Genomic DNA, 16,693 nt, shown 5'->3' on the forward strand with positions numbered 1-16,693 from the left:
GGCGCTCCCTTCGCGGGCAAGCCTCGCTCCTACATGGGACCGGCGCAATTCTAGGGGTGGGCCTTGTTGGCGATAAGCTGGGATTCCTGTGAATCTTTGTTACCGTTAACGCGATAATCCCTTGGTCGGGGTCACTGACCCCGTAACTTCGTGTCACAATTTGCCATCGAACCCGAGAGCACCCCATGGACACCTTGCAAAACATGCGCGCCTTCAGTTACGTGGCCCAGGCCGGCAGTTTTACCGCCGCCGCCGTGCAACTGGACACCACCACCGCTAACGTCTCGCGCGCGGTCTCCACCCTGGAAGCCCACCTGCAAACCCGTCTGCTTAACCGAACCACCCGCCGCATCGCCCTGACTGAGGCCGGCAAACGCTATCTGCTGCGCTGCGAGCAGATCCTGGCCTACGTCGAAGAAGCCGAAGCCGAAGCCAGCGACGCCCACGCCCGCCCCGCCGGACAGCTGAAAGTGCACACCATGACCGGCATCGGCCAACACTTCGTGATCGATGCCATCGCCCGCTACCGCAAGACCCACCCGGACGTGACCTTCGACCTGACCATGGCCAACCGCGTGCCGGACTTGCTGGACGAGGGTTACGACGTGTCCATCGTGCTCGCCAGCGAACTGGCGGACTCGGGCTTCGTCTCCCAGCGCTTGGGCATCACCTACAGCATCGTTTGCGCCTCGCCCGCGTATGTGAAAGCCAACGGCTGCGCCCAGAAACCCAGCGACTTGCTCAACCACGCCTGCCTGCGCCTGGTGAGCCCGGTGATCCCGCTGGAGAAATGGACCTTCGATGGCCCCGAAGGCCAGGAAATGGTCACCATTAACAGCTCGCCGTTTCTGGTGAACTCCGCCGACGCGATGAAAACCGCGATCACCAGCGGCATGGGCGTCGGCGTGTTGCCGGTGTATGCGGCGATTGAAGGGCTGCGCAACGGCACGCTGGTGCGGATGATGCCGAACTACCGCTCGCAGGAATTGAATCTGTACGCAATCTACCCCTCGCGCCAGTACCTGGATGCCAAGATCAAGACCTGGGTCGAATACCTGCGCGGGTCGTTGCCGGAGATATTGGCGGCGCATCAGGCGGAACTGGCGGCGTATGAATTGAGCGGGAGCCTGGCCGGGGCGCGGTTGGCGAATTGATCGCTCATCCAGCGGGCTCTTGATCGTTGATGATCGTTCCCACTCTCCGCGTGGGAATGCAGCCCGGGACGCTCTGCGTCCCCTCCAAAGCCGAACGCGGAGCGTCCGTTGAGACATTCCTTGGCTGCGCGTGGGAACGATCAATGCCGTCCGGGACCTCGCGCAACGCCCGGAAAGAATGTTAGCGTGCTTGGCATTCACCACCGCCCGCCGAGCCGATTCCCATGAAAAAAACCGTCCTCGCCTTCAGCCGCATCACCCCCGAAATGATCGAGCGTTTGAAACAGGATTTCGACGTGATCGTGCCGAACCCGAAAAACGGCGACATCAATGCCCAGTTCAACGAAGCCCTGCCCCACGCCCATGGCTTGATCGGTGTCGGGCGTAAACTCGGCCGCGCGCAGCTGGAGAACGCCGCCAAACTGGAAGTGGTGTCCAGCGTCTCGGTGGGCTACGACAACTATGACGTCGCCTACTTCAACGAACGCGGGATCATGCTGACCAACACGCCCGATGTGCTCACCGAAAGCACTGCCGACCTGGCCTTCGCCCTGCTGATGAGCAGCGCCCGCCGCGTGGCGGAACTGGACGCCTGGACCAAGGCCGGCCAGTGGCAAGCGACCGTCGGCGCCCCGTTGTTTGGCTGCGATGTGCATGGCAAGACCCTGGGCATCGTCGGCATGGGCAACATCGGCGCGGCCATCGCCCGTCGGGGTCGGCTGGGTTTCAACATGCCGATCATCTACAGCGGCAACAGCCGCAAGACCGAACTGGAACAGGAACTCGGCGCGCAGTTCCGCAGCCTTGACCAGTTACTGGCCGAAGCGGATTTCGTCTGCCTGGTGGTGCCGCTCAGCGAGAAAACCCGCCACCTGATCAGCCACCGCGAACTGGCGTTGATGAAGCCAAGTGCAATCCTGGTCAACATCGCCCGCGGCCCCGTGGTGGACGAACCGGCGCTGATCGAAGCGCTGCAAAACAACCGGATCCGCGGCGCCGGCCTGGATGTCTACGAGAAAGAACCGCTGGCCGAATCGCCACTGTTCCAGTTGAAAAATGCCGTCACCCTGCCGCACATCGGCTCCGCCACCGATGAAACCCGCGAAGCCATGGCCAACCGCGCCCTGGCCAACTTGCGCAGCGCGCTGCTCGGTGAGCGTCCGCAAGACTTGGTGAACCCGCAGGTCTGGAAAGGCTGAATAAAAACGGGCAGGTTTATACAAACACTTGCCCGTTATTGATTAACTCCGATACACACTTTGCAATTCAGTCCAGCGCCAAAATAGTTATCCACGCTATAGACTCCGCGTCATTCACTCGACTATCACGAGTATTGGCTACGGAGAGCCCATCCATTGAATTACCTGACCACAGATCAACTCATCAGATACAGCAAAATCACACTCATGGCGTTCTTGAGTTTTTTTGGGCTGCTGGTGCTATATAGCAACATCATTGACTACAGCACCAACTATGAATATATCGGCCATATCCTGAGCATGGACACCACCCGCGAGAACCTTAACATCAGCTACCGGGCGATTACCTCGCCGATTCTGCATCACCGCATCTACTGGTTCATCATCACCCTGGAAGTTATGTATACCGCTTACTGCCTGCTCGGCACTTATCAACTCTTTAAACACAGGCATGCATCCATCGACGTATTTCACGAAGCTAAAAAGTTATCCATCATCGGCCTGTTAATTGCGATCTTCGTCTATTACGTGTGCATGCAAGTGATCGGTGTCGAATGGTTCGACATGGATGAATCGCAAGTGTGGAACGCCAAGGATTGGGCGCGGCATATTGTCGATTTCATTTTGCCGTTATTGATTTACATGACATTGAAGGTTGAGCACTAAGTGCCTTGGGCTTGCGAAACACCAGCACGTTACCCAGCATCACCAACACCAGGCCCACCAGCGCCGGCGCGGTCCATTGGTAGCCTTCGGCAAATGCCGAGACATTCAGCGCCACCACCGGGAACAACACCGTGCAGTACGCCGCGCGCTCCGGGCCCATGCGTCCGACCAGCGTAAGGTAAGCGGTGAAGCCGATGACGGAACCGGGGATGACCAGGTACAGCAGCGAGCCGATGTAGCGCGCATTCCATTCGATGTCGAACGGGATGCCTTTGACCAGGCACCACACGGTCAGCATCGCCGCGCCGTAGGCCATACCCCAGGCATTGGTGGTCAGGGGTTTGAGCCCGGCCTTCTGTTGCAGGCTCGATAGCATGTTGCCGGCCGAGAAGCACAGCGTTCCGCACAGGGCCAGGCCCAGGCCGAGCAAGGTTTCCGGGCTGGCAGTTTGGCCCGCCAGTTCCGGCCAGAACAGCAGGCCAAGCCCCAACAAGCCCAGCGCGCCGCCCATCAAGACGTTGCGGGCGATTTTCTGACCGAAAAACACCCGCGCATTCAGGGCGTTCCACAGCGTGGCAGTAGAAAACACCACGGCGACCAGACCACTGGGGATCCACTGGCTGGCGGTCAGGAAGCACATGAAATTGACGCAGAACAGGCACAGGCCCTGGGCCAGGCAGATCAAGTGCCCGCGACGGTTCATCACTTGCAGGCGTCGGCTGAGCAGCAGCATCACAAACAGCACCAGCGCGGCGAGGCCGAAGCGATAGACGATCGACACCGGGATGGCCACCACCCCCAGTTGCCATTTCAAGGCAATCCAGGTGGTGCCCCAGATCAGCACGGTCAACAGGTACAAAGACAGGTTCATGGCAAAACTCCTGGAGGGGCAACGCGGCACGCTGTTCTGGCGAGTACGCTTTTGTGGCGAGTACATTTCTGTGGCGAGCGAGCTTGCTCGCGCTGGGCTGCGAAGCGGCCCCAAAATCTCGGCAACCGTTGCCAATTTTGTGAGTGCTGCGCACTCAAGCGCGAGCAAGCTCGCTCGCCACAAAAGCGTCCTCGCCACAAGGGCATTGCTTGATTAGGGCTCCAGTGTGCTGCGCCAAACGTGCACGCACTTGCATAAACTTGCGCTTTTGTCGGCCCGCGGGCTGGCAGGCCAGGATCTACGGAGTAGGATGCAAGGCGTTGGAGAGAAAACGATCATGCCCGCACTGGAAACCCTGCAAGTCTTTCAAGCCCTCAACCGCTCGCCCAATGCTCGTCTTGAGCACAGCGCCGAGCTCGGTGACGGCATGGCTGCAGCTTTGTGGAGCAACCATCACGACGCTCAAGACTACGAAGCGCCGAGCCATCACACCCTGTCCTGCTACATTGCCGGCGGCACCGGGACCTTTCGTCGTGATCAGCCCGGCACCAAGGGTGGCCCCGACAAGCTGTGCATCCTGCCGGCCGAGCATCAGTCAGGTTGGGTCATCAATGGCGACATTCGCCTGGCCCATCTGTATTTCAGCCCCGAACAATTCGCCCTCGGCTGCGTCACGCTGCTGGACCGCGAACCGCGCGAATTGCAATTGCGTGAAGGCACCTTCCTCGACGACCCACAACAAGCCCGGCGCTTTCGGCAGATGCTCACGCTCAATTGGGAAGAACCGGGCGAACGCGTGCTGACCAGCAGCCTGGCCCACGAAATGCTCAGCCACGCGCTGCTCAGCCAGGTCGGCATGCGCCAGGGTTTACGGCTCAAGGGTGGACTGGCGGCGCATCAGCGCCGGCAGTTGGTGGAGTTCATCGACAATCAACTGGCCGACGCCATCAGCCTGGGGCAACTGGCCGGGTTGTGTGCGCTGTCGGAATATCACTTTGCGCGGATGTTCCGCGAGAGTTTCGGCTTGCCGCCCCATCAGTATGTACTGGCGCGACGCATGAGTCGGGCGCGGGAGTTGTTGCGTTCGACCGCGCAGCCGTTGGGGGAGATTGCCTTGGCGTGCGGGTTTGCCAGTGCGAGTCATTTCACCAATCGGTTTCGCCAGGTGTTGGGGGTGACGCCTGGGGAATATCGGCAGGCGTTTTTGCGTTAGATCCGAAGATTATCGGCGCCCTTCAAGGCCTCTTCGCGGGCAAGCCTCGCTCCTGCATTTGATCGCATTCTCATGAAGGAACGCGTACCTCTGTAGGAGCGAGGCTTGCCCGCGAAGAACGATGACGCGGTCTGAGATCAGAACTCTAGCGTGCTGGAAAGCGACACCTGCCGCGAATCCCCCATCGACACAAAGAACCGGCTCGCCGCCGAGGTGTAGTAGGTGCGGTCGAACAGGTTCTTCACGTTGAGCTGGAACTTGACCTTCTGCCCTTCGACCTTGGTGTCGTAGGTGGCGAAGGCATCGGCCACGGTGTAGCCCGGCAGGTCGAAATCATTCGGCGCATCCCCCGCTCGCTCGCCGACATACCGCGCCCCCGCGCCAACCCGCAACTGATCGCCGCCGATGAGGGTGCCGAAGTCATAGACGGCCGACAGCGAGCCCGTATTCTTGGCGACGTTTTGTAGTTTTTTGCCCTTATAGTCCGGGTCTTCGGCGACTTCGGCGTCGGTGTAGGCGTAGCTGCCGATCATGCTCCAACGGTCGGTGAGCTGGCCGGTCAGATCGATTTCCAGACCACGGGAACGTACTTCGCCAGCGGCGCTGTAGATCGTGGTCGGCCCTTCGGCGTTGGCGATCAGCACGTTGCGTTTCTTGATGTCGAACAGCGCGATATCACCGGTGATGCGGCCTGGCATGTCGAGCCGGGCGCCGATTTCCCAGGACTTGGCTTCTTCCGGCGCGATGCTGCCGTCGAGCACCACGGTGCTGCCGCTCAACGGTGCGATGGTCGAGTTGGGTTTGAACGATTCGGTGTAGCTGCCGTAGAACGACAGTTCATCGGTGTAGCGATACACCAGCCCGGCGCGCGGCACGAATTTCTGACCGTTGTTGTCGGTATTGGCCTTGAACGGCACGCCTTTGCCGGCGTACTGGTCGTACTCCTGGAAGCGCCCGCCCGCGACAAAGATCCACTGGTCGGTGAGGTGAATAGAGTCCTGGGCGAAGATCGAATCGCTACGCAGTTGATCGGTCTGGGCACTGTCCGCCGGGCTGACGGTGGTGCCGGCGACTTCGCGACCGTACACCGGGTTGACGTAGCTGAAGGTGCTCAGGCTTTTCTGGCGGATCAGGTCTTCGCGGTAGATCTTGCGGTACTCGTCATCGACGCCGAACACCAGGTCGTGCTGCAGGCCCAACACGTTCACTTTGCCTTCGAGGCTGGCGGTGGTGAAGCGGTCGGTGCTGATCGCATTCTGCGTGCCGTCCATGTTGCGGGTCAGGGTGCCGTTCCTGGTGTTGATCGCGGTGACACGCACCTGGCTGGCGTCGTAGGTTTCGCGGTTCCAGCTGTAGCCGAAGTGGGCTTTCCAGTTGTCGTTGAGCTCGTGATCGGCCTCGAAGTGATACAGGTCCGAGCGCCCTTCCATGTTGTTGAACGGCTCGTCGAGGCGCTCGTTGCGCGAGATATCCAGTGGGTGGTTGGTGCGCGGGTCGATGATCGTGCCCCGGTCGAACGGGGTCAGAAATTCCCGGTGTTCGTAGGAGAACAGCAGCTTGGTGCTCTCGCCGAACCAGGCCAGGGACGGCGCCACCAGGGTTTCGCGGTGGGTGCCGAAGTTGCGCCAGTAATCTTCATCTTCGTGGTCCAGGACCATGCGATAGGCCAGCCCGGACTCGCCCAGCGCGCCGGTGCTGTCGAGGCCGCCGCCGCTGCCGTTCTTGCCGTCGCCGTAGGTCGAGCCGCGCAGGGTCAGGGCGTTGTATTGGGTCAGTTCGGGTTTCTTGCTGACCATGTTGACCACGCCACCCGGGTCCTGGATGCCGTAGAGCAAGGACGCCGGGCCCTTGAGCACTTCCACGCGATCAACCGTAGCGTTCATGCCACGGCCCTGCACGATCGGCATGCCGTCGCGCATGATCGAGCCGTTGCGGTTGTCGCCGAAACCCCGGGTCATCACCGAGTCCTGGGTGCTGGCCAGGGTGTTGCCCTGGGTGATGCCGCTGACGTTGGCCAGCGCATCATCGAGATTGCGCGGCGCCTGATCGCGAATGACCTGGGCCGGGATCACGTTGATGGTTTGCGGGGTTTCCTGGAGCAACGCCGAGCTGCGCATCACATTGCTGGTCGGCGGTGGCTGGTAGCTCTGGGTTTGGTCCAGCACCGAGGTGATGGTGGTCGCGTCCAAGTTCAGAGTGCCTTCGGTGGGCACGGGTTCCAGCGCCAGGGTGTGGGCGTCGGTGCGGCGGAAGGTGAAGCCCGATCCGCTGAGCAGGCGCTGGATCGCCTGTTCCGCGCTCATCTGCCCATTGAGCGCCGGGGCATTGAGGCCGTAGGGCGCTTCGTCGGTGTAGACCACGCTGGTGCCGGTGATCCGGCTGAAGTCGCTCAGGGCCTGGGGCAACGGTTTGGCGGCGATGGCGAAATTGAATTGCGTGCGCTGTTGCGTGCTGGTGGTTTCAGCAGCGATGGCCACGCTCAGCGGCAGCAATGCCACTGCCGAAAAACTCAGCGCCGAGGCACCGAACCATTGTTTGACCGAACCCGATTTTGCCCTGGACTTCATTGCTCATGACCTGTGTAGAACCGCAGCGGGATGCGAATGACTCGCAGTTTCAGTCACTACACGGATGGCGTTAGGGTTTACCTCATCATTATTTTGAAAATATTTTTTATCTTGGGTTTTGTGGTGTCTGGTCTGGCGCTTTCGCGGGCAAGCCTCGCTCCTACAGGGGATGGGTGTTTATTCCGAACATGCGAACGCCCCCTTTGTAGGAGCGAGGCTTGCCCGCGAAGAGGCCAGCCGCCTAACGCAAAATAATCATCTGCCCCAAAAGGTGATGCTGCTCAAACCCCAACACCCCCTGCAACGAACTCAACACCGCCTGCGGATCCTTGCTCGGAAAACTCCCGCTGACCCGCCGCGCCGCCAGTTCATCGTTGAGCAACAAAATCCGCCCCGGGTAATAGCGCCGCAGGTCTTGCACCACCTCCGCCAGGCTCGCCTTGTAGTAATTGAGCCAGCCCTGGCGCCAGGCCAATTGCGCCTCACTGTCCACGGCCTGCAGTTTTTCCGCCGAGCCATCGGCATAGGCGACCTGCTGGCCCGCGGTGAGGATTTGCTGTTCGGCGCCGCGCTCCGCCGTGACGCCGACCCGCCCGGACAACACCGTCACCTGCGCACCGTGAGGTTGCAGGCGCACTTCAAACTGAGTGCCGAGCACCCGCGCCTGGCCCTTTTCGGCCTCCACCACAAACGGCTCGCCGGTGTGGGTCACGCTGAAAAAACCGGCGCCGCGACGTAGTTCGACGTGACGCTCGCCGTGGCTGAAATCCACGGCAATCGCACTGTCGGCATCCAACGTCACTTGCGATTGATCAGCCAGGGTGACCGTACGAATTTGCCCCGGCGCCGACACATAATCCGCGCCCAGATCATCCGCCCAACGCAGCGGCTGCCACCCCGCGCCGACGCCGACCATCAGCAACAGACACGCCGCCATCGCCAACGCCCCGGACCAGCGCCGCACGCTGGAGCGCTTCGAACGGTCCATCGCATTCAGATACCCCTGCAGGGCAAACGCCTCTTCATCGGCCAATGTCCGCGCCGGCACTTCGCTCAATTCCCAGACCACTTGCGCCTGGGCGTAGGCCTCGGCATGCGCGGGATCGGCCTGCAACCAGTGACTGAACGTGAGCTGATCGCCAGTGCTCGGCTGATCGTGCAACAGGCTCAGCCAGGCGAAAGCGGCCTGTTCCTGGGCGGGCGTCGGGGTGACGCGTTCGGCGTGGTTCACGGTGCTTTCCTTGGCGTACGCGGTTCGGGTTCCCGCAGGCTGGCCTTGCAGGCGTCGAGGGCGCGCATCATATGTTTTTCCACGGCGCTTTGGGACAAACCCATGGCCTTGGCGATCTCGGCGTACTTGCGGCCGTGGATGCGGTTGAGCAGGAAAATCTGCCGCGTGCGCTCGGGCAACGCACGCAACGCGGCTTCGACGTGGCGCAAATCATTGCCCGCCTCCAACGCGGCTTGCGGTTCGCTGCCCTGGCTGTCCGGCGCATCCGGCATCCAGCCTTCGTTGACCCGCACCCGCGTGCCTTCGCTGCGCAAGTGGTCGATGGCGATGTTGCCGGCGCAGCGCAGCAGATAAGTGCTCAATTCTTCTACCTGAACCAATGGCCGACGCCAGAAACGCAGGAACAAGTCCTGCACCAGGTCCGCCGCCGTCGCCCTGCACCCGACGCGCCGACTCACCAGCGCTTCCATCTGCGAACGCTGGGACAAAAACACCTGGAGAAAATGCGCGCGGGCGCCACGATGTTCGTCATCGTGGGACTCCGGAGGGCTGGCGATCATCAGCTCAGCACTGCGCAAACGGGGCTGGCGAGCAAACCCATTGCTGCCAACGACAAGGCCAGGCGCGGGCGATACGGCAGCAGCAACACCAGCAACAATGCGCTGGACATCAGCACCGCGAACCACTCGACCAGGCCCAAACCCCAATCGGTCGCGGACACTGCCGCCCATAACGACAAGGCCAGCAATAACCAGCCGCCAAGTCTCATATTGCGTCGGCGCCTGGCCGATGGCTTGCGCCCCAGAAGGTCGACGTGATGCCGATCCATCGACAGACAGAGCGCGGCAAATCCGCCGTAGCAGAGCAACAGGGCCAGCAGCATTCAGGTCGCCTCGCGCTCAAGGGAGATGGGGCGGCGGGTGACTGGTGCAGCGTTCTCCACACGCCGCATTTTCCACGCAGCCCAGGCCAGGAACAGGCCACTGCCCAGGCATGTCAGATCGAAACCGGCCATGGCCCAATCGCCTTGGCTCAGGGACACGCCCACGTTGTACGGCGTGGTCAACCCGTTGAGCAACGGCACCGCGCAGAACAGCACCGCGGCCAACGCCAGTTGCTCGACCCACGCCGTGCGGCCACGGCGGACCAGCGCATGCAGCACGCTCAAACCCCAGGCGATGAAAAAGTTGTTCACTTCCCAATCCGCCCGTTCCGCCAGCGCCACCGACAACAAGCGGTTGGCCCAGAAGAACACCGCCACGGCTATCACCAGTCCCGACATGCTGGCGATGTTCAGCACTTCCACCAGCCGCAATTCGAAGGGCATCACGCCGCTCTTGGCATGTTTGAGCTGACGCTTGCCGAGCCAGATCACCAGCCCGGTGCCGATCATCGCCGTGCCGGCCAACCCGCAGATAAAGTACAGCCAACGCAACACCGGGCTGGCGAAATGGCCCATGTGCAAACCGTAGAAACCGCCGGCGATTGCCATTGGAATCGGTTGTTCCGGTGGCGTGCCGAGCAGCTCGCCAGTGACGCCGTTGAACGTCAGCGCGCGGCCAAAATCGTAGACCACGCCGTCGGCGCCATCGCGTTCCAGGATGACCGAGGCATTCGCATCGCCTGGGTTGTTCACGGCCAGGCGACCGGCGCGCCCTTCAGCCCATTGCTCATGAGCCCGTTCCAGCAACGGTGCCAGCGGCGCCAATGGCGCAGGTTGACCTGCAACAGTCGGCGTGTTGGCCGCCGGAAATACCTCCTCGAAAAACGCCGAGGCATTGCCCTTGTACGCAGCAAGAATGCCCGCCGGCATCACCATCGACATGAAAATCACCAAGCTGCTGTAGGTGATCATCAGGTGAAACGGCAACACCAGAACGCCCACCGCGTTGTGCCCGTCGAGCCAGGAACGCTGGCCCTTGCGCGGGCGGAAGGTGAAGAAGTCCTTGAAGATTTTCTTGTGCGTGATGATCCCGGTGATCAGCGCGATGAACATCAGCATCGCGGCGGCGGTCGACAACCAGCGACCCCACGGGTAAGGCATTTGCAGTTGGAAGTGGAAGCGGTAAAAGAAGTCGCCGCCCATGGTGGCCCGGCCTTGCACTTCGGCACCGGTTTGCGGGTCGAGGGTCTTTTTGCTGAATTGGCCGCGCTTGCCCGGTTCGGCCGGGGCTTGCTGCCAGCGCACCGTCAGGCCGGGCTCGCGGGCGGTCGGCAGGTCGATGAGCCAGCGGGAAGCGTTGGGCGCGTGCTGTTGAAGATAATCTTGCGCCAGGGTCAGGCTGGCTTCAGAAGACACCGAACGCGCAGGAATCTCCGGCTGCATCCAGTGGCTGGTCTCGGCTTTGAAATACGCGAGGGTGCCGGTCAGGAAAATCGCGAACAGCAACCAGCCAAAGATCAAGCCGACCCAGGTGTGCAGCCAGGCCATGGTCTGGCGAAAGCCCTCTTTCATGGCTGGCCCGCCCAGTACGCCAGCCCCGACACCGCGCCCAGCACCAGGCTCGGCACGAGCATGCCGAACCACGCCTGCCAGGCACTGCGACAGGCAAAACACCAGAGCACCGCCACCAGATACGCCAGAAACGAAGTCATCATCCCGGTGACCACCGCTTCGGCGCGGGCCATGGGCAGCAGCAGGCTCAGGCTGACACTCGCCAACGCGGCCACGACATAACCGCCCAGCACGGCAGCCAACACCCGCGAGGTAACCGCCAGTCGGTAGGAAACGGGGAGCGTGCGGCTTTTGCCTTTCATGGTTCGACCTTGAAACCGGGTAAGGCCTCGTGAATGTCTCGAGACCAACAAGGCCGCAATACTAATGATAAAAATTCTCATACGCAAAAGACTCCGATGAGAATCATCTATCGCTACTTGGGCTGGTGAACACCGGAAACAAAAACGGGCCTGCATAAGCAGACCCGTTTGTCAGTGGAAAGGTAAAAAGTGAATCAGGCCTCAGCCGTTTTGTGCAGCCTGTTCGTTCTCTAGAAACTCGTCTTCCAGCAGCGCATCGGCTGCAACTCTCTCGAACGGCACGATAGCGGCACGTGGTTTGCCCCGCAATTTGCCGAACAGATGCTCAAGCGCGTGTTCGAGTTTTTCGGCCGCCCCGTCGATGGCTTGTTCCAGGGTATCGGCTTTATGGGTCACCGAGATCGGTTGGTGGCCTTTAGGCCGCGCTTCCAGCTGGCAGCGCATGTCATGCGGTCCGGGCTTGTCGCCGTTTTCGTCCCGCAGGTGAACCTCGACGCGGGTCAGGTCCTCTTCGTAACGTTCGAGCGTGCTCTCAATGGTAGTACGTACCCACTCCTCCAGTCGGATGCTGCTTTGAATATGGTTATCGCTGTTGACTTGGATTTGCATAGTTCATCCCTTATTTCAGCTAGCTCGCGAGAGGCCGGTCGGCTTGCCCTTGGGCGTCATCACCGTGGCCTCTTACTTACACAATCGGTCTGTGCGCAGAACATTTCAACCCCTAAAAAAAGATAAATATGGATTCGCAAAAAAAGCCGGACAACGGCCAAAAGCGCTGTTAAGGTCGGGAGTTGGGTCGCCACGCTTCCTTGTCACAATTGCTCACATCTGCTGCTCCGCCAGTGGATGCAGACTGCGAAAAATCCCCGCTTCCTCTACCAGCCAATCATGCACCGCGCGCACGCCCGGATGGCTCAGCGCCCCCGGCGCATACAGCAGCATGTAGCGTTTGTGATTCGGCACCGCCAGGCCAAACGGCACAATCAACGTCCCCCGCTCCAGCTCATCGTTGAGCAAGGTTCGCCGCGCAATCGCCACGCCCATGCCGGCAATCGCCGCTTCGATGGTCAGGTGATTGCGATTGAAGGTGTGCCCGCGCCGTACGTCGGCGCCTTCGAAGCCGATGGCGTTGAGGTAGAACTCCCACTCCGCGTACTCGTAGCTGCCGCGCCAGGCGGTGATGTCGTGCAGCAGCGCAAAATGCATCAGGTCCGCCGGGCCGTGCAGTGGCGGACGGCCGCGCAGCAGGCTCGGGGCGCAGACCGGAAAGATCTGCTCATCGAGCAAGGCGGTGGATAACAAACCGGGATAGCTGCCGTCGTTCAGGTCAATGGCCAGATCGAAGTCGCCTTCGTGCAGCGGCACGCTGCTGTCCTCGGCGACCAGGCGCAACTGAATGTCCGGAAAACGTTGCTGCAAGCGTGGCAGGCGCGGGGTCAGCCACTTGCTCAGGAATGACGGAATAGAGCGCAAGCGCAAAGTCCCGCTGATCATCCCGGCGTCCAGTCGTCGCAATTCCGCGTCGATGCTGCCGTACGCCTCGTTGACCGTAATAGCCAGTCGCTGGCCCTCCGCGCTCAATTCCACGCCGCGAGCGCGACGGTGGAACAGGCGAAAACCCAGACGCTCTTCCAGCTGTCGGATTTGCTGGCTGACCGCACCCGGCGTGATGTGCAGCTCTTCGGCGCAACGGGTGAACGACAAGTGCCGCGCGGCACAGGAAAACACGTGCAGCCAGACGTAGGTCTGGGCGTGCAATTGACGACTCATCGTTTAGTCCTGCTAAAGGCTGTCTTAGGAAGTTTCGTTGGTCACGTAGGACCGAGGTGGGCAGTATCGCCGACATTGCGCTTGTCCTACAAAAATGGCAGCGATTTCTCTTCCATTGCTTGTATAGGCTTTAGCATGGCTATCAGTGTTTTCGATCTCTTCAAGGTGGGCATCGGTCCATCCAGCTCCCACACCGTCGGCCCGATGCGCGCCGCCGCGACCTTTGCCCAGGCCCTGATCGACCAACAATTGTTGGCCGACGTACGGCGGGTAGAAATCCGCCTCTACGGCTCGTTGTCGGCGACCGGCGTCGGTCACGCCACCGACCGCGCCTGCGTCATGGGCCTGATGGGCGAATGGCCGGACAGCATCGATCCGACGTCTATCGATTCACGCATCCAGCATCTGCGGGAAACCGGCGAACTGTCCCTCGCCGGCCAATTGACCATTGCCTTCAACTGGCAGCGCGATCTCCTGCTGCTGGACGAGAGCCTGCCCTACCACCCCAACGCGATGTCTCTGACAGCCTTCGGCGAAACCGGCGAGCTGTGGGAGCAAACGTACTACTCGGTGGGCGGCGGTTTCATCATCGAAGCGGCGGAAGCCGAGTCCGGCATCGCGCCTGCCAGCGACGTGGTGCTGCCGTACGATTTCTCCAGCGCCGCCGAATTGCTCAGGCTGTGCAACCAGCATGGCCTGCGGGTTTCCGAGCTGATGATGGCCAACGAACTGGCCTGGCGCAGCGAAGCCGAAATCCGCCAAGGCTTGCTGCACATCTGGTCGGTGATGCGCGAGTGCGTCGAGCAAGGCTTGCTGCATGAAGGCATTCTTCCCGGCGGTCTGAATGTTCCGCGCCGTGCCGCGAAATTGCACCGCAGCCTGTTGGAAATCGGCAAGCCGAATGTCATCACGTCCACGCTGTCGGCCATGGAGTGGGTCAACCTGTTCGCCCTCGCCGTGAACGAGGAAAACGCCGCCGGCGGACGGATGGTCACCGCCCCCACCAACGGCGCGGCCGGGATCATTCCGGCGGTGCTGCACTACTACATGAAATTCAACCCGGACGCGTCGGACGATGACGTGGTCGCGTTCTTCCTCGGCGCGGCGGCGGTCGGCATTCTGTGCAAGAAAAACGCCTCGATCTCCGGCGCCGAAGTCGGCTGCCAGGGTGAAGTCGGATCGGCCTGTGCCATGGCTGCCGCCGGTCTGGCAGACGTGCTCGGCGCCACCCCGGAGCAACTGGAAAACGCTGCCGAAATCGGCCTGGAACACAACCTCGGCCTGACCTGCGACCCGGTCGGCGGCCTGGTGCAAGTGCCGTGCATCGAACGCAACGCCATCGCCGCAGTGAAGGCGATCAACGCCACGCAAATGGCCCTGCGCGGCGACGGCAAACACTTCATTTCCCTGGACCGGGTAATCCGCACCATGCGCGATACCGGCGCCGACATGCAGGACAAATACAAAGAGACTTCACGGGGTGGGTTGGCGGTGAGCTGGGTGGAATGTTGACCGCTTCCGTTGCACCCGCACTGCTTTTGCCCTGAAACGGGCAGGCAAGAAAAGGCGAACATCACCGTTCGCCTTTTTTGTGCCCGTTTCATTGTTCGACCGTTTTCCCGGCATGCCCCTTGCTACGTCCCTGTAGGCGCTGCCGAAGACTGCTCCTACAAAGCGATGATGGCGATATGGCTATGGAATGGCCGATGGTCTGGTATTGCGAACCAACCCGATCATGGCCGGTCAACAACTGCACGTTCAATCAGGCGGTGACGCATCATGGACAACCCTTTTCAGCTCATTACCGATGCCTTTGCACCGGACTATCAGATCAACCTGAGCATTCAGGGTCTGGACGGCAGCATCATGCTGACGCTCTCCAACAGTGGCCGCGTGGTCGCCAAACGGATGATCAGCGCCGAACAACGCAACGACCCCAAACGCCTCAAGCGCCTGGTGCAAAGCATCCAGTTCGGCATCGCCATCGAACAGGGCCACAGCGCCGTGGCCATCCTTGAAGCGATGACCGACGGCGACAATCGCAATCTGCCGCCGCCACAGATCAAAGGCCACAGCCGGCCAGCCATGCGGCTTTAGATCTCGCCCTTCTCCACCTCGGGATGCTCACCGGAGCCCGTGCCGATCTTGCGCTGCGGGTGTTCGATCTTCACCGAGGGAAATTGTGAGGACGCGTAACGCACCACCAGAATCGAGAACGCCAGCAGCAGAATCCCGCCACACAGGTAGATGATGCCGATGTCCGGCGGGTTGTGGTGCGAGACGTTGGAGATCAGCAAACGCGTCAGCGCGGTAATCGCCACGTAGATCAGGAAGCGCACCGGCATGTGGTTGGTCTTGAAGTAAATCCCGACCATCGCGCCCAATTCCAAATAGATGAACAGCAGCAGGATGTCATCGATCTTGATGTGCCCCGCCTCGATCATCTGCAGGAACTCCATCACCGCCGCCCACGCGGTGACCGCACCGATGGCGAACAGCGCCAGGTAGTGGAAGGTCTCGACGAACAGGTTGCCCAGGGACTCGGCCAGTTGATGCACGTTCTGCCGCAGGTTCTCGGACCAGTTGATTTTCACGATGATTCTTCCTTAGCTCGGTTCGAGCGGATGATGCGGGTTGGACGTGACGGTTGTTCTGCATGCAGAAAAAAGGCCAGGAGTTGTGAGTTGAGATGATGGCCGCGTGATATGAGACACGTTTGTGGTGTCGCGAAGGGGACAACACGATTCACCTGACAAACGCCAATTTCGGTCTACATTAAAAAGCCACTACCCAAAGCGCAGGGATTCGCTTATCCTTTTCGCTGTATATAGATACAGTAGTCGCAAAGACAACTTAATGTGAAGGCATGTGAGGTGGTGAATGGCCGTCGAAGTGGTATACCGCAGCAGCCGAGATCTGGAGCGCTTGTTCATGGATAAAGCCGAAGCTGACCGTCATGACAAAATGCTCGAACTGGCCGAATTGCTGGCCGAAGTGTTGCAAAAAGCCGTTCCGTCCCTGAGCGAGCAGCAAGTCGAAGAAGCCGGGATCTACATGGCGAAGAACCGCGATGTGTTCGCCAAGGCGTTCAAGAGCCAGCCGGACGCACTGTCTGAACTGCTGAGCGCGCCTGCTGAAGTGGTTGAACCTGTGGCGGTGGTTGAAGACGCCGAGCCGGTGAAACCAGCGAAAGCGGTTAAAGCCGTCAAGTAAGCAAGGCCCGAATTGAATAGGCCCTGAGTCGAATGGCTCAGGGCCTTTTTCA

At 60.8% G+C, this 16,693-nt stretch carries 16 protein-coding genes and 1 pseudogene; 7 read left to right on the forward strand and 10 right to left on the reverse strand.

Annotated features, from left to right (window positions below; translation table 11 throughout):
- Positions 1 to 185 precede the first annotated feature (185 nt).
- From FQ192_RS04400 to FQ192_RS04410, 3 genes are all read left to right on the forward strand, one after another.
- Entirely contained in the window at positions 186 to 1,154 is a 969-nt protein-coding gene (locus FQ192_RS04400; RefSeq protein ID WP_149657516.1) for a LysR family transcriptional regulator, read from the forward strand.
- A gap of 224 nt (positions 1,155 to 1,378) precedes the next feature.
- Positions 1,379 to 2,353: a D-glycerate dehydrogenase gene (locus tag FQ192_RS04405; RefSeq protein WP_149657517.1), complete on the forward strand. Its 975-nt coding sequence runs from the start codon at positions 1,379 to 1,381 to the stop codon at positions 2,351 to 2,353.
- Between the two features lie 156 nt (positions 2,354 to 2,509).
- Positions 2,510 to 3,019: a DUF2165 domain-containing protein gene (locus FQ192_RS04410; protein WP_149657518.1), complete on the forward strand. Its 510-nt coding sequence runs from the start codon at positions 2,510 to 2,512 to the stop codon at positions 3,017 to 3,019.
- On the opposite strand, the gene FQ192_RS04415 is transcribed toward FQ192_RS04410, so the two are convergent.
- Positions 2,973 to 3,890 carry a DMT family transporter gene (locus FQ192_RS04415; RefSeq protein ID WP_149657519.1) on the reverse strand — a complete coding sequence of 306 codons (918 nt, stop codon included), beginning with the start codon at positions 3,888 to 3,890 and terminating at the stop codon, positions 2,973 to 2,975. The genes FQ192_RS04410 and FQ192_RS04415 overlap by 47 nt on opposite strands.
- 337 nt (positions 3,891 to 4,227) lie before the next feature.
- Here FQ192_RS04415 and FQ192_RS04425 point away from each other — a divergent pair, with 337 nt between their 5' ends.
- On the forward strand, positions 4,228 to 5,103 hold the full coding sequence (locus tag FQ192_RS04425; protein ID WP_149657521.1) for an AraC family transcriptional regulator: 876 nt from the start codon (positions 4,228 to 4,230) through the stop codon (positions 5,101 to 5,103).
- Positions 5,104 to 5,240: 137 nt separating this feature from the next.
- Here FQ192_RS04425 and FQ192_RS04430 read toward each other — a convergent pair whose 3' ends face one another.
- The 8 genes from FQ192_RS04430 to FQ192_RS04465 all read right to left on the reverse strand — a co-directional run bounded on the left by FQ192_RS04430 (position 5,241) and on the right by FQ192_RS04465 (position 13,428).
- The gene (locus FQ192_RS04430) at positions 5,241 to 7,670 is read right to left on the reverse strand and encodes a TonB-dependent receptor (protein ID WP_149657522.1); all 2,430 of its coding nucleotides are present in this window, start codon (positions 7,668 to 7,670) and stop codon (positions 5,241 to 5,243) included.
- 241 nt (positions 7,671 to 7,911) lie between these two features.
- A complete protein-coding gene (locus FQ192_RS04435) occupies positions 7,912 to 8,901 on the reverse strand; it encodes a FecR family protein (RefSeq protein ID WP_149657523.1) in 990 nt (329 codons plus the stop codon).
- The gene (locus FQ192_RS04440) at positions 8,898 to 9,461 is read right to left on the reverse strand and encodes an RNA polymerase sigma factor (RefSeq protein WP_149657524.1); all 564 of its coding nucleotides are present in this window, start codon (positions 9,459 to 9,461) and stop codon (positions 8,898 to 8,900) included. Before FQ192_RS04440 ends, FQ192_RS04435 begins: the two co-directional genes overlap by 4 nt.
- The gene (locus tag FQ192_RS04445; RefSeq protein ID WP_149657525.1) at positions 9,461 to 9,784 is read right to left on the reverse strand and encodes a DUF3325 domain-containing protein; all 324 of its coding nucleotides are present in this window, start codon (positions 9,782 to 9,784) and stop codon (positions 9,461 to 9,463) included. The genes FQ192_RS04440 and FQ192_RS04445 overlap by 1 nt, the downstream gene beginning before the upstream one ends.
- Positions 9,785 to 11,356 carry a PepSY domain-containing protein gene (locus tag FQ192_RS04450; RefSeq protein WP_149657526.1) on the reverse strand — a complete coding sequence of 524 codons (1,572 nt, stop codon included), beginning with the start codon at positions 11,354 to 11,356 and terminating at the stop codon, positions 9,785 to 9,787. It abuts the gene before it with no gap.
- Positions 11,353 to 11,658, reverse strand: coding sequence for a DUF3649 domain-containing protein (locus FQ192_RS04455; protein WP_149657527.1), 306 nt, complete (start codon positions 11,656 to 11,658; stop codon positions 11,353 to 11,355). The genes FQ192_RS04450 and FQ192_RS04455 overlap by 4 nt, the downstream gene beginning before the upstream one ends.
- 201 nt (positions 11,659 to 11,859) lie before the next feature.
- The gene (locus FQ192_RS04460) at positions 11,860 to 12,267 is read right to left on the reverse strand and encodes an HPF/RaiA family ribosome-associated protein (RefSeq protein WP_149657528.1); all 408 of its coding nucleotides are present in this window, start codon (positions 12,265 to 12,267) and stop codon (positions 11,860 to 11,862) included.
- Between the two features lie 213 nt (positions 12,268 to 12,480).
- Entirely contained in the window at positions 12,481 to 13,428 is a 948-nt protein-coding gene (locus tag FQ192_RS04465) for a LysR substrate-binding domain-containing protein (protein WP_149657529.1), read from the reverse strand.
- Between the two features lie 135 nt (positions 13,429 to 13,563).
- On the opposite strand from FQ192_RS04465, the gene FQ192_RS04470 reads away from it, so the two are divergent.
- Positions 13,564 to 14,940, forward strand: a complete 1,377-nt coding sequence (locus FQ192_RS04470; protein ID WP_149657530.1) for an L-serine ammonia-lyase — start codon at positions 13,564 to 13,566, stop codon at positions 14,938 to 14,940.
- A 267-nt stretch (positions 14,941 to 15,207) separates the two neighbouring features.
- On the forward strand, positions 15,208 to 15,525 hold the full coding sequence (locus FQ192_RS04475) for a DUF3509 domain-containing protein (RefSeq protein ID WP_149657531.1): 318 nt from the start codon (positions 15,208 to 15,210) through the stop codon (positions 15,523 to 15,525).
- On the opposite strand, the gene FQ192_RS04480 is transcribed toward FQ192_RS04475, so the two are convergent.
- Positions 15,522 to 16,022 carry a phosphate-starvation-inducible protein PsiE gene (locus FQ192_RS04480; protein ID WP_149657532.1) on the reverse strand — a complete coding sequence of 167 codons (501 nt, stop codon included), beginning with the start codon at positions 16,020 to 16,022 and terminating at the stop codon, positions 15,522 to 15,524. The two genes, FQ192_RS04475 and FQ192_RS04480, sit on opposite strands and share 4 nt — an antisense overlap.
- A 286-nt stretch (positions 16,023 to 16,308) precedes the next feature.
- Between FQ192_RS04480 and FQ192_RS04485 the strand changes: the two are divergent.
- Positions 16,309 to 16,563 (forward strand): annotated as a pseudogene (locus FQ192_RS04485) (YebG family protein); the annotation flags it as partial.
- Between the last annotated feature and the right edge of the window lie 130 nt (positions 16,564 to 16,693).

Origin of the sequence: Pseudomonas sp. ANT_J12 (assembly GCF_008370045.1) — a bacterium.
Lineage (GTDB): Bacteria > Pseudomonadota > Gammaproteobacteria > Pseudomonadales > Pseudomonadaceae > Aquipseudomonas.

Bases quoted from the DNA above. Each gene is read 5' to 3' on its own strand.
- FQ192_RS04400 (WP_149657516.1), top strand. From the start codon at position 186: ATGGACACCTTGCAAAACATGCGCGCCTTCAGTTACGTGGCCCAGGCC.
- FQ192_RS04405 (WP_149657517.1), top strand. From the start codon at position 1,379: ATGAAAAAAACCGTCCTCGCCTTCAGCCGCATCACCCCCGAAATGATC.
- FQ192_RS04415 (WP_149657519.1), bottom strand. From the start codon at position 3,890: ATGAACCTGTCTTTGTACCTGTTGACCGTGCTGATCTGGGGCACCACC.
- FQ192_RS04425 (WP_149657521.1), top strand. From the start codon at position 4,228: ATGCCCGCACTGGAAACCCTGCAAGTCTTTCAAGCCCTCAACCGCTCG.
- FQ192_RS04430 (WP_149657522.1), bottom strand. From the start codon at position 7,670: ATGAAGTCCAGGGCAAAATCGGGTTCGGTCAAACAATGGTTCGGTGCC.
- FQ192_RS04440 (WP_149657524.1), bottom strand. From the start codon at position 9,461: ATGATCGCCAGCCCTCCGGAGTCCCACGATGACGAACATCGTGGCGCC.
- FQ192_RS04445 (WP_149657525.1), bottom strand. From the start codon at position 9,784: ATGCTGCTGGCCCTGTTGCTCTGCTACGGCGGATTTGCCGCGCTCTGT.
- FQ192_RS04450 (WP_149657526.1), bottom strand. From the start codon at position 11,356: ATGAAAGAGGGCTTTCGCCAGACCATGGCCTGGCTGCACACCTGGGTC.
- FQ192_RS04455 (WP_149657527.1), bottom strand. From the start codon at position 11,658: ATGAAAGGCAAAAGCCGCACGCTCCCCGTTTCCTACCGACTGGCGGTT.
- FQ192_RS04460 (WP_149657528.1), bottom strand. From the start codon at position 12,267: ATGCAAATCCAAGTCAACAGCGATAACCATATTCAAAGCAGCATCCGA.
- FQ192_RS04465 (WP_149657529.1), bottom strand. From the start codon at position 13,428: ATGAGTCGTCAATTGCACGCCCAGACCTACGTCTGGCTGCACGTGTTT.
- FQ192_RS04470 (WP_149657530.1), top strand. From the start codon at position 13,564: ATGGCTATCAGTGTTTTCGATCTCTTCAAGGTGGGCATCGGTCCATCC.
- FQ192_RS04475 (WP_149657531.1), top strand. From the start codon at position 15,208: ATGGACAACCCTTTTCAGCTCATTACCGATGCCTTTGCACCGGACTAT.